Source organism: Ignavibacteriales bacterium (genome assembly GCA_016709765.1).
Lineage (GTDB): Bacteria > Bacteroidota > Ignavibacteria > Ignavibacteriales > Ignavibacteriaceae > IGN3.
The window spans coordinates 58,681-70,744 of the sequence record JADJMD010000013.1 but is presented as its reverse complement, the minus strand read 5'-3'; the positions used below and the strand labels follow the sequence as shown (position 1 = coordinate 70,744).

At 33.3% G+C, this 12,064-nt stretch carries 12 protein-coding genes; all 12 read left to right on the top strand.

The annotated features are described in order from the left end of the window. Positions 1-244 precede the first annotated feature (244 nt). The 12 genes from IPJ23_10075 (at position 245) to IPJ23_10020 (ending at position 12,063) form a co-directional block, all read left to right on the top strand. Complete coding sequence (locus IPJ23_10075) at positions 245-1,015, top strand: ABC transporter permease (GenBank protein ID MBK7631023.1); 771 nt, start codon at positions 245-247, stop codon at positions 1,013-1,015. Positions 1,016-1,131: 116 nt separating this feature from the next. After that, positions 1,132-2,220 (top strand): branched-chain amino acid aminotransferase, encoded by a 1,089-nt coding sequence (locus IPJ23_10070; protein MBK7631022.1) that lies wholly within the window; start codon positions 1,132-1,134, stop codon positions 2,218-2,220. Beyond that, positions 2,220-3,308 carry an alkaline phosphatase gene (locus IPJ23_10065; GenBank protein MBK7631021.1) on the top strand — a complete coding sequence of 363 codons (1,089 nt, stop codon included), beginning with the start codon at positions 2,220-2,222 and terminating at the stop codon, positions 3,306-3,308. Before IPJ23_10070 ends, IPJ23_10065 begins: the two co-directional genes overlap by 1 nt. Positions 3,309-3,421: 113 nt before the next feature. Next, entirely contained in the window at positions 3,422-4,072 is a 651-nt protein-coding gene (lexA, locus tag IPJ23_10060) for a transcriptional repressor LexA (GenBank protein MBK7631020.1), read from the top strand. A 12-nt stretch (positions 4,073-4,084) separates the two neighbouring features. Beyond that, on the top strand, positions 4,085-4,333 hold the full coding sequence (locus IPJ23_10055; GenBank protein ID MBK7631019.1) for a hypothetical protein: 249 nt from the start codon (positions 4,085-4,087) through the stop codon (positions 4,331-4,333). Positions 4,334-4,345: 12 nt separating this feature from the next. Then, a complete protein-coding gene (locus tag IPJ23_10050) occupies positions 4,346-4,777 on the top strand; it encodes a hypothetical protein (protein ID MBK7631018.1) in 432 nt (143 codons plus the stop codon). Positions 4,778-5,022: 245 nt separating this feature from the next. Next, positions 5,023-5,799, top strand: a complete 777-nt coding sequence (locus IPJ23_10045) for an isoprenyl transferase (protein ID MBK7631017.1) — start codon at positions 5,023-5,025, stop codon at positions 5,797-5,799. A gap of 19 nt (positions 5,800-5,818) precedes the next feature. Next, positions 5,819-8,320, top strand: a complete 2,502-nt coding sequence (gene bamA / locus IPJ23_10040) for an outer membrane protein assembly factor BamA (GenBank protein MBK7631016.1) — start codon at positions 5,819-5,821, stop codon at positions 8,318-8,320. Between the two features lie 46 nt (positions 8,321-8,366). Continuing rightward, on the top strand, positions 8,367-8,879 hold the full coding sequence (locus tag IPJ23_10035; protein MBK7631015.1) for an OmpH family outer membrane protein: 513 nt from the start codon (positions 8,367-8,369) through the stop codon (positions 8,877-8,879). Positions 8,880-8,981: 102 nt separating this feature from the next. Continuing rightward, entirely contained in the window at positions 8,982-9,494 is a 513-nt protein-coding gene (locus IPJ23_10030) for an OmpH family outer membrane protein (protein ID MBK7631014.1), read from the top strand. An 8-nt stretch (positions 9,495-9,502) separates the two neighbouring features. Continuing rightward, positions 9,503-10,546 carry a UDP-3-O-(3-hydroxymyristoyl)glucosamine N-acyltransferase gene (gene lpxD / locus IPJ23_10025; protein ID MBK7631013.1) on the top strand — a complete coding sequence of 348 codons (1,044 nt, stop codon included), beginning with the start codon at positions 9,503-9,505 and terminating at the stop codon, positions 10,544-10,546. A 101-nt stretch (positions 10,547-10,647) separates the two neighbouring features. Then, positions 10,648-12,063: a bifunctional UDP-3-O-[3-hydroxymyristoyl] N-acetylglucosamine deacetylase/3-hydroxyacyl-ACP dehydratase gene (locus IPJ23_10020; GenBank protein ID MBK7631012.1), complete on the top strand. Its 1,416-nt coding sequence runs from the start codon at positions 10,648-10,650 to the stop codon at positions 12,061-12,063. The last annotated feature ends 1 nt before the right edge of the window (position 12,064 follow it).

Here is a 12,064-nt window from a genome sequence, read left to right as displayed (position 1 = left end):
CTATTTATAACTATAATGCCATAGTATTGTTAGTTTAATTTAAAAATATCAACTTTTTAAAAGAGAAATGATATCCAAAATGCTATTTGATGTCTCGTTTTGAATTTATGTATTGATATAAAGATTTAATGATGAATTTTAGTGAGAGAATCATGACGGAAATTTTGATTATTGAAATCAAATATTCCTGCTTTTTTCTTTAAGTTTGTAAATCAATAATTAGACAATTAGAAAACTTGTTTTGATATCAGCAGCAGTTCAAAAACTTGGTAATAAAACGTTAGCATTCCTGCAGGAATTTGGGCAAATCTCTAATCTGTTTTTCGGTATAATTAAAAATCTTGCACAGGCACCAAAAAGTAAAAAATTAATTTTTTTTCAGATGGAGCACATTGGTGTAAACTCTCTCCCGCTTGTTCTAATTATTGCGGTTTTTACGGGTGCTGTTTCTGCTTGGCAAGCTGCTTATCAATTAAAAGGGATTGCTCCTTTATCGTTTTTGGGTGGTGCAACAACTCGAGCAATTATAACTGAACTTGGCCCTGTTTTAACTGGAATAGTAATTGCCGGAAGAGTTGGCGCTTCAATTGCAGCAGAACTTGGTACTATGAAAGTAACGGAACAAATTGATGCACTTGAAACAATGGCGATAAGTCCTGTTAGATATTTAGCAATGCCAAGATTTTTAGCTGCAATAATTATGATGCCCATACTTGTGATCTTTGCAAATACTATTGCAGTATTTGGTGCTTATTTAGTCTCAAATTATTTTCTTGGAGTTTCATTTGCAGTTTTCTTTAATTCAGTAAGCAGGTTTTTTGATATTACAGATTTAGTCTCAGGATTAGTTAAAACGGTTTTCTTTGGCGGTGTTACTTCGCTTCTGGGCTGTCATATTGGATTTAGAACTGAAGGTGGTGCAGAAGGAGTTGGATTAGCAACTATAAGATCGTTTGTAATTTCTGCAGCATTAATTTTAATATTGGATTATTTGTTATGGATGTTAATATTCTAATTATAAAAAATATTGTTAATAATAAATTAAAATTGCTTCTTACTTTATAAAATATATATTATAGATCAAATAATTTAAAATCAGAACTACCTTCAACCAATAGGAAGGAAAGAACAATGGAACAAATTAAATATATCATTAAGGAAAGAACTGAAAAGGTTATCTTACCAAAGAGTTTAGGCTTCGGACAAATTTTTACTGATCATATTTTTGAAATGGATTATACTAAAGATAAAGGCTGGCACAATCCAACAATTAAACCACTTGAAAATCTTAGTATGCATCCTGCAATTTCTGTTATTCATTATGGTCAATCTATTTTTGAAGGGCTTAAAGCTTTTAAAACTATAAATGATGAGATTGTAATTTTCCGTCCTGATGTTCATATCCAAAGATTAAATAATTCCGCTAAAAGAATTTGCATGCCGGAAGTGGATGTGGATTTTGCTCTAGAGGCATTAAAAGAACTTGTTGCAATCGATAGCGATTGGATACCAACCAACAGAGGCGAAGCATTATATATTAGACCATTTATGTTTGGTACAGATCCTGCACTTGGTGTAAGACCTTCTTTTGATTATAAATTAGTTTTTCTGCTATCTCCGGTAGGTGCTTATTATCCTGAAGGATTTAAACCTGTAAAGATTTTAATTCAAGATGATTACGTTCGTGCCGTTAGAAAAGGTTTAGGCGAATGTAAAACATCTGCAAATTATGCAGCAAGCTTGCTGGCGGCACAAGAAGCAAATAAAAAAGGATTTACACAAGTTCTTTGGCTTGATGGTGTTGAGCAAAAATATTTAGAAGAAGTTGGAACGATGAATATTTTTATTCAGTTTAAAGATGAAATTGCAACTCCCAAATTAAGCGGTTCTATTTTGCCGGGTGTTACAAGAAGATCAGTAATCCAGATATTAAAAGAGTGGGGCATGAACGTTACTGAAAGAGCAATTTCTATTGATGAAGTTATATCCTCATACGATAAAGGAAATCTTGTTGGATTATTCGGAACAGGAACTGCCGCTATCATTTCTTCAATTGGATGGCTTACATATAAAGATAAAAATATGTCTTTTAATAACGGAGAACCAGGCGAACTTGATCTTAAACTCTTTAATGAACTAAATGCAATTCATCGAAGAGAAAAAGAAGACACTCATAATTGGTTAGCTAAAATTGAAAAAAGAGCTGTTGAAGTAGAATAATGATTTCGCGTTTTACTGTTTTTCTTATTCTTGTTGCTTTTAGTCTAAGCAACGCACAGAATTTAAAACCTAAAAATATTATTATCCTAATCGGAGATGGAATGGGCATCAATTACGTTGGTGCCTCTTTATTACAAGATCCAAACTCACCATTTAAAGTATTTAAAACGATCGGATTATCAATTACCTGTTCAGCCGATAATTTAATTACAGATTCTGCTGCAGGTGCAACGGCAATTGCAACTGGATATCTTACCAACAATAAATACATTTCCGTCGATACACTTGGGACTCCACTTTATACTATTTTTGAACTTGCAGAAAAATTAGGTTTATCTACTGGTATTATTGTAACAGCCTCAGTTGCTCACGCAACACCCGGCGCATTTGTTGGGCACTCAATTAGTAGATATGATCAGACATTAATTGCATCTCAAATGGTTGATCAAAATTTTGATGTGATTATTGGCGGCGGATTAAAATATTTTGTTCCTAAAAGTGATTCTGGTGAAAGAGAAGATAATCGTGATCTTACAAAAGAGCTAATTAATAAAAATTATACTTTTTCAAAAAATTATTCTGATCTGAAAATAATTCCAGATTCTATTAACCAAATTTATGCTTTGTTTGAAATGGATGGTTTGCCTGAAGCCGGGAAAAGAAATTATACTCTAGGTGATTTAACCAAAACTGCAATAACTCGTTTAAAGCAAAATGAAAATGGATTTGTAATGATGATTGAGGGTTCGCAGATTGATTGGGCAGGACACGATCATAAATCAACAGAGTTGATGGAAGAGATGAACGATTTTACAACTGCAATAGCTGAGGCACTAAATTTTGCAAAAGCGGATGGAAATACGTTGGTTGTAATAACTTCTGATCACGAAACAGGCGGAATGTCAATTACTAAAGGTAATAAAGATGCAAGCGAAATAGAATTATCTTATACAACCGGTGGTCATACTCCATCACCTGTGGGAATATTTGCATTCGGTCCTGGTGAAGAAAATTTTCGCGGCATCATGAAAATTAATCAAATTGGACAAAAACTATTCTATTTACTTGATCTAACCTCTAAATTTTAATCTCTAATCTTCTCTAAATTTTTTTTTATTAATCTCTTGACACGTGAACACTTGTGCACTATATTTGAGGTGAACAAATGAGCACTACTTTTTAATTATGGAAATTTATCAAAATGGATAAAAAACAATTAACCGATCGACAGGAAGAGATTTTGAATTTTATTCAACAGTTTTTGCAAGAAAATGGTTATCCACCCACTCTTAGAGAAATTGGGAAGAGATTTGATATTTCATCTACATTTGGCGTTAAAAGACATTTGGATGCTCTTACAAAAAAGGGTTATTTAAATATTTTGAGTAACGCAAGTCGAGGAATTACTATCACTCGCGATGAGTTTGAATCGCCTACAACAATTAACATGAACGAAATAAATAATGCTAATAAAATTCCAATAGTTGGTAGAGTTGCAGCTGGTTCTCCAATTATGGCTGAAGAAAATATTGAAGGATCAATTGTAATTGATCCCGGATTTTTGAAAAAAGATGCAGATTCATTTGCGCTTAAAGTTAAAGGCGATAGTATGATTGATGCCGGAATTTTTGAAGGTGATTTAGTGATCATCTCTCCAAAAGCCATTGCAGTGAATGGAGATATAGTTGTTGCAAGAATTGAAGATGAGGTTACAGTAAAAATTTATGAAAATAAAAATCAGCAGATAAGATTGATTCCACAAAATAAATCTTACGAACCAATTATTGTTAAAAATAAAAATGAGTTTTCAATTGTGGGTAAAGTAACTGGCGTTTTAAGATGGTTAAATTAAAAGGAGTATGATATGAAAAGCGAAATATTTGAAACAGCAATTAAGAATAGAAATCGTTTAAGATTTTTATATGGCTTAAATGAAGTATTGATAGAACCATATTACATTACTATGGAAAAAAGCGGTTCAAAAGTTATTTATGGCAAGGTTTATCAATCCAGTGAGATTAAAAAATTTAGTTATTGTAAAATTGCAAACATTAAAGTTCTTGAGAAAAAAAGATTTTCTCCAGTTATACCAATCATTCCACTTGCATCGTAAAGAGGTGATATTATGAATACAGATAGAAGAAGAGATGTAGATTTATTGATAGAAGAATTCTGGAAAAAAGGATATTTAACTTTATACAGAAAGTTTGGTACGTATCTTCCTGAGCCATCAAACATTGGTGGATTTGAAGTTGATGTAATTGCAAAACAGAAAGATAATTTTGCCATCGGAGTTACTTTTAATGACCAGGATTTTAATGATACTTTGATGATAAAAAATAAGTTGTCATATCTTGCACAAAGACAAATAAGAGGAACAAATAAGAGAGTGCAGCTATTTGTTGGGGTTTCTTTACTAAATCTAAAATATGCAAAGGCTCTTTTGGATGAGCTTGATCCTGAAACAAGGAAAAACATTAAGTTATTCGAAATTACAGAGAAACCTAATTTATCAATCCGTAAAGAAAGTAGAGCACAAAAAGTTCTTTTTTCTTAAAATATTAATAAGGCAGTCTCAAAACTGTTATTCCGAACTTGTCTCGGAATCCAATCGTTTGAGATTAGTCGACAAGGAGAACCTGAAACGAGTTCAGGGTGACAAAATCAGACTTTTAAGACGGTCTCTTTTCAAAAAACACCTTTCAATACTACAATAAAATCAAATTAGCAATATTTAGTTACCTTGACATTCGTGCATCGTAAAATTAACTTTACACGCTAAATCAATAATAGGAATGGATTTTGAGTAAAGAGAGCTCCACATCCGGTGAGCAGGTTAAAGAATCATTAATAAAATCGGGTGAAATTCCTAAACACATCGCTATTATTATGGATGGAAACGGACGCTGGGCAAAAAAAAGAGGTTTGCCAAGAGTAGCAGGTCATAAACGCGGTGTTGATACTGTTAAGGAAATTGTTGAAGCTTGTAGCGAAATTGGAGTTAAGTATTTAACCCTTTATACTTTTTCCACAGAAAATTGGAAACGCCCAAAAGATGAAGTTTCAACTCTTATGCAACTTCTTTTAAAGAGTTTGCGCGATAGGGTAAATGAACTTAATGATAATGATGTGCGTCTGACGACTATCGGAAATATTGAATCTTTGCCAATTGCTGTGCAAAAGCAGTTAAAATCTGATATTGAACGAACCAAGAACAATAAAAAAATGGTTCTTAATCTAGCTTTAAGTTATAGTGGAAGATGGGAATTACTTGAAGCAATAAAACAGATTGCAAATTCCGCAGTTGAAGGGAAAATAAAAAGCGAAGATATTAGTGAAGAACTTATATCCTCATCACTGACAACAAAGGATATTCCTGATCCTGATTTGGTAATACGAACTAGTGGAGAATTTAGGGTGAGTAATTTTTTGCTATGGCAAATTGCTTATTCTGAGTTTATAATTACAGAAACACTTTGGCCGGATTTTTCTAAATTTGATTTATATGATGCAATTAAAATATTTCAAAAAAGAGAAAGAAGATTCGGTAAAGTAAGTGAACAAATAGAAAAGAATTAAAAGGAAAAAGGTCTGGAGAATGTTCATTTCCTCCCCATTTAAATTGCCTAAATATTTTTTCATATTTTTTATACTAATTTTTTCTACAGCAATATTTGCCCAGCAAAGAACAACGTACAAAATACTTGGTGTTGCAGTTGATGGTAGTAAATCATCTGATGTAAATACAATTATCGTTGCTTCAGGCTTAAAAGTAGGCGATGAGGTGCAGGTTCCCGGTGATAAAACAATTAATGCAATTAAAAATCTATGGGCATTAAATATTTTTTCTGATGTTCAAATTGTTGTCGATAAACAATTAGGCGAAGGTGTTTTTCTTATCATTAAGGTTCAGGAATATCCAAGGCTTGAAAAAGTTGTTATTGTAGGAAATGATGAAATAGATTCTGATGATATCGAAAAGAAAATTACATTTTTGCGTGGTTCAATTTTAAAACCACAGGATGTTGCAAAACTTATCCAACGTATAAATGGTCTTTATGAAGAAGAAGGATATTTTAATTCTGACATAAAAGCATTGTATTACAAGTACTTTGCAGCCGATACAATTGACGATAAAATATACGTAAGGTGGCAAAATACAGTTGATCTTGCTGATGAATATGAAGTTGAATACAATGCATCTGAAGGTAGATCTTCAGATCTTATCACTAAAATAAAAGAACGATTACTCCTAAAAATTAATATTAAAGAAGGCGACGAGGTTAGGGTTAGAGAGATTGCTTTTAATAATAATAATGCATTTGATAATGGTGATCTTAAAGGAGAAATGGATGAAATATCCGAGACAAAATGGTGGAAGTTTTGGGGCGGTGGAAAGTTTGATCCTAAAAAATATAAAAAAGATAAAGAGCTAATTATTAATTTCTACAAAAAAAATGGTTACAGAGATGCGGAGATTGTTTCGGATTCTTTGCTTTATTCTGATGATAAAAAGGATCTGAAAATTGTTATGGATGTTTACGAAGGTCCGCAGTATAAAATTAGAAACGTTAATTGGGAGGGCAATACAGTTTATCCTTCAGTGGTACTAAATGAAAGATTAGATTTTGCACCCGGTGATGTTTATGATCTTGAAAAGTTTGAACAGAATTTACGTGGCAATGAAAAACAATCCGATGTTTCAGCTTTATATCTTGATAATGGATATTTAACTTTTAATCTTCAAACTAAGGAAACTAAAGTTGGTGAAGATTCCATTGACGTAGCAATTAGGATTGAAGAAAAAAATCAGTTTAAAATTGGGCGAGTAGATATTTTTGGAAATGATAAGACAAAAGAAAAAGTAATTCGTAGGGAATTGTATTCTATTCCCGGAGATTATTTTAACCGTGCATTACTTTTCCGTAGCGTCCAAAATCTTGCAAACCTTCAGTACTTTAATGTTGAGCAGCTCTACGGTCCAGAAGGTATTACGACAAAATTATCCAGCGATAGCACAGTTGATGTAGGTTTTAAAGTCGAAGAAAAATCTAGTGACTATCTTAACGCTTCTGTTGGTTATAGCGGAAGCTTTGGGTTCAGTGGTGCCATTGGTGTTACACTAACAAACTTTTCAATTGCTGAACCATTTAGACTTGGCGGCGGACAAGTTTTAAGTTTTAACTGGCAATTTGGTGTTGGAAGTTTGTATAGAACTTTTACGTTAGGTTTTACTGAACCATGGATGTTTGATACTCCAACTTCTGTTGGTGCTGAACTTTTTGATACAAGACAACAATATGTTTATGATCTTCGTCAATCCGGTGCAACAATAAGAGTTGGGCGCAGATTAAAATGGCCTGATGATTTCTTTTATGTTCAGGGAAGATTTAAGTATCAATACAATAATGTAATTGAAGGGCAAGGATATTATCGCGAAGGAAAAAGTAATCAATTTTCTGTAGGTGCACTTATCTCAAGAAAAAATATTGATAATCCTATTTTCCCATCAGCAGGTTCCTCATTGCTTTTAGATGTTGAACTTTCCGGCGGCCCGGTACTACCAGGTAATGTTGACTACCTAAAAATTGGTTTTACAGCGGAATGGTACAGACGATTATTTAATTCCAATCGATTAGCGCTGTATACTGTTGCCAATGTTGGCTACTTGGATGAAATTGTTACCGGCACAAACATTCAGCCTTTTGAGTTCTTTTATATGGGTGGAAATGGACTAATCATTGCCACTACATCACTTAGAGGTTATGATGATAGAACCGTTGGCCCCAAAAATCCATCAACTGGGCAAGTTATTGGCGGAAGAGTTATGGCAAAATTTGGTGCTGAGTTTAGAGTTGCTGTTACCTTAGAACCAATTCCACTTTATCTTTTAATGTTTGCAGAAGCTGGCAATGTATTTGAAAATTTTCAGAAAACAGATATTTTTGATCTTCGTCGCTCAGTTGGTTTTGGCGCGCGGTTGTTAATCAATCCTATTGGTCTTATAGGATTTGATCTTGGTTACGGTTTTGATAGAAAAATTACTGATGGGGAAGACCCAACCTGGTTATTTCATTTTCAGTTTGGTAAAGGTTTTTAAACAAATTGTACAATCATAAAGAACGAGGAAAATAGTGAAAAGTTACATTTTAGTGTTAGCATTTTTAGTTTTAGGTTTTACTTCATTTGCACAATCACCTTTAAAAATTGGTTATGTAGATTCTGAAGTTATATTAACTCAATTCTCAGAATCAATTAAAGCTCAGGGTGATCTTGATGCTCTTACAAATAGATGGTCAACTCAGTTAGATTCTATGACTCTATCATATCAGCAATCAATTGCGGATTATCAGAAACAAGCTGAAACTATGAATGATGCAAAGAAAACTGAATTCCAACAGAAAATAGTTAAGATGGAACAGGATATTATGGATTTTAGAAAAGCTAAGTTTACACAAGGCACCGGCGAAATCTATAAAAAGCAAGAAGCTTTGTTTGCTCCTATAAAAGCAAAAATATATGCTGCTATTGAAAAAGTATCTAAAGAAGAAAACATGCAGTTTGTGTTTGATAAAAGCGGTGATATAATTCTGCTTTATGCTGATTCATCTTTTGATATTACATTTAAAGTTTTAGATAGATTAAAAAGAGGCAACTAGATTTTTTTTGATTAGGTAAGTTCTCCCCATAATTTTTTGGGGAGAATTTTATTTTTTTATTTATCATGTTTTGGTTAAGTAAAATTTAACAACAGGTTTCCGATGAAAAAAATAATAATTCTCTCAGTTCTACTTATTACCACATCAATATCATTTGCACAGCTAAAAATTGGTTATATTGATTCTGATGCAATAATGGATAATCTTCCGGATGTGCAAGACTCCAGACAAAAACTTGATGCCTTAATTCAGGAATGGCAAACTGAACTTAATAAGCTTGAGGCTGAATGGAAAACAAAGTATGATGATTACGAAAAACGTAAATTGATTATGACCGATCAAACAAGAGCTGAAACCGAAGCAGCGCTTGTTCAATTAGAAACACAAATTGCACAATATCGCGAAAAGAAATTTGGTACTAATGGCGAACTTTTTCAAAAGCAAGATGAGTTAATGAAACCTGTTCAAAATAAAATTTTTGGTGCTTTAAAAGAAATTGCGGAAAAAGAAGATTACGATTTTGTGTTTGATAGAAGTGGTGACATTATGATACTATTTGCAAAAGAGAAATATGATCTTACTTCTCAGGTTCTTGAAAAACTTAAACTTAAGTAAAACTTTAAATGAAGATTAGTATCGGTGAAATAGCTTCTTTAATTAATGGAACTGTTTCCGGTGATATTAATACTGTAATAAATAATGTTGCCAAAATTGAAGAAGCTAAATCAGGGGACTTAACTTTTCTTTATCTGCCTGCTTACGAAAAATATTTTTCAACCACATCAGCTTCCGCGATAATTGTTAAGACCGGATTTAATAAATCAAGAAATAACATTGCATATATCGAAGTTGAATCTCCCGAAAAAGCATTCTTTACAATCCTAAAAAAATATTTCACTCCAGAATTTCCCCTTAACGGAATTGATTCCTCAGCCTTCGTTCATCCAACTGCAAAGCTTGCTGATAATGTTGCGATTGGAAAAAATGTAGTTATTTCTTCGGAATGTAAAATCGGAGCTAACACTAAAATTTTTCATAATACTGTTCTTGCAGATAGTGTAGTAATAGGTGATGAATGTTTAATTCATTCAAATGTAAGCATTAGGGAAAATTGTGTTGTGGGAAATAATGTTATTGTACATTCGGGAACAGTAATTGGAAGTGACGGCTTTGGATATAACCCTAATGAAAAAGGTGAGTACGAAAAAATTCCACAAATTGGGAATGTAGTTATTGAAGATGATGTTGAACTCGGCTCTAATGTTTCAATTGATCGCGCCGCGTTGGGTTCGACAATAATTAAACGTGGATGTAAAATAGATAATCTAGTTCAGATAGCGCATAATGTAATTCTTGGTGAAGACACTGTTGTATCGGCACAAACTGGAGTTTCGGGCAGCACAAAAATAGGTAAGCACTGTATACTTGCCGGACAAGCCGGACTAGTTGGGCACATTGAGCTTGGCGATAACGTGGTTATTACAGCTCAATCTGGTGTTTCAAAATCAATTCTAAAGCCGGGTTACTATTCCGGTTCTCCCGCGATGGAAATGAGATCTTACCAAAAAATGCAAGCTCAAGTTAGATTTATTTCTGGTTATGCTGATAGAATAAAAGAGCTTGAAAATCAAGTTAACCAGCTTAAAGAACAACTGAACAAAAAATAAATTTTCATTTGATACTCTACAAAATCAGTAACCCATAAAATTGTATTTAGTCTCCCATCTTGCTATTTTTTTCCCTAATATTATAAAAAACTGGAATTTTAATGATTGAACAACAAAGAACTATTTCTAAACCCGCAACATTAAGCGGTATCGGACTTCATACGGGCACACAATGCACAATGACCTTTAAACCTGCTCCGATAAATGCAGGTATTAAATTTATCAGAGTTGATCTGGGAGGCAACCCGGAAATACCAGCAATTGCAGATAACGTTGTAGATGTTTCGCGTGGTACAACAATTGGAATTGGTGAAGCAAAAGTTTATACAGTTGAACATGTTCTCGCCGCTATTGCAGGATTGCAGATTGATAACATTTCTATCGAACTCAATGGCATTGAGCCTCCAATTGGTGATGGAAGTGCGATCTCTTATGTAAATGCTTTGTTGGAAGCCGGAATAGAAAAACAAGATGCTCCAAAAGATTATTTAATAATCGATGAAACCGTAACTTTTTCGGATGAATCAAGACAAGTTGATATTGTTGCCTTGCCTTTAGATCAATACAGATTGACTGTAATGGTTGACTATCAAAATCCCGCTCTTGGAAGTCAGCACACAGGTATGTTTGATCTTGATAAAGAATTTGTAAATGAATTTGCATCTGCAAGAACATTTTGTTTTTTAAGTGAAGTTGAAGCACTTGCTGATCAAGGCTTGATTAAAGGTGGTGATCTTGATAATGCTGTTGTAATTGTTGATCATCAACTGAAGCAGGATGAGTTAGATAATTTGGGAACCAGAATTGGCATTAAAGAAAAATTTGTTCTTGGTGATGATGGAATTCTTAATAACAAAAAACTTAGATACAAAAATGAACCGGTAAGGCATAAGTTGCTGGATTTGATTGGTGATCTTGCACTAATTGGAGCACCTATAAAAGCACAAATACTTGCGGCAAGACCAGGACACAAAGCTAATGTTGAGTTTGCCAAACAAGTAAGAAAACTTTATCAACAAAAAAAGCTTGTTAAGAAATTTCAGTTTGTAAAAAAAGAAGGGGTTGTATTTGATATAAATGCAATTGAAAGAATACTACCTCACCGCTATCCATTTTTGCTTGTGGATAAGATCATTCATCTTGAAGTTGAAAAGAAAGTTATTGGTGTAAAGTGCGTTACAATTAATGAACCATTTTTTACCGGACATTTTCCAGGTCAACCTGTAATGCCGGGTGTTTTATTAATTGAAGCGATGGCGCAAACAGGTGGAATACTGCTTCTTAACTCGTTACCAAATTTCGAAGAGAAACTCGTCTTCTTTATGAAAATCGATAAAGCAAAGTTTAGAAAAACTGTTGTTCCCGGAGATCAGCTTTTTCTAGAAGTTGAGTTGCTACAAAAAAAATCAAGTACATTTACCATGGCTGGCAAAGTGTATGTAGAAAATGTTCTTGTTGCAGAAGCTGAATTTATGGCTGGCATTGTTGATAGACCTAAAAAAGCGGAAGAAGATTAAA

Excerpts from the sequence above, each read along its gene's own strand:
- IPJ23_10070 (MBK7631022.1), top strand. The coding sequence starts at position 1,132 with ATGGAACAAATTAAATATATCATTAAGGAAAGAACTGAAAAGGTTATC.
- IPJ23_10065 (MBK7631021.1), top strand. The coding sequence starts at position 2,220 with ATGATTTCGCGTTTTACTGTTTTTCTTATTCTTGTTGCTTTTAGTCTA.
- lexA (MBK7631020.1), top strand. The coding sequence starts at position 3,422 with ATGGATAAAAAACAATTAACCGATCGACAGGAAGAGATTTTGAATTTT.
- IPJ23_10055 (MBK7631019.1), top strand. The coding sequence starts at position 4,085 with ATGAAAAGCGAAATATTTGAAACAGCAATTAAGAATAGAAATCGTTTA.
- IPJ23_10050 (MBK7631018.1), top strand. The coding sequence starts at position 4,346 with ATGAATACAGATAGAAGAAGAGATGTAGATTTATTGATAGAAGAATTC.
- bamA (MBK7631016.1), top strand. The coding sequence starts at position 5,819 with ATGTTCATTTCCTCCCCATTTAAATTGCCTAAATATTTTTTCATATTT.
- IPJ23_10030 (MBK7631014.1), top strand. The coding sequence starts at position 8,982 with ATGAAAAAAATAATAATTCTCTCAGTTCTACTTATTACCACATCAATA.
- lpxD (MBK7631013.1), top strand. The coding sequence starts at position 9,503 with ATGAAGATTAGTATCGGTGAAATAGCTTCTTTAATTAATGGAACTGTT.
- IPJ23_10020 (MBK7631012.1), top strand. The coding sequence starts at position 10,648 with ATGATTGAACAACAAAGAACTATTTCTAAACCCGCAACATTAAGCGGT.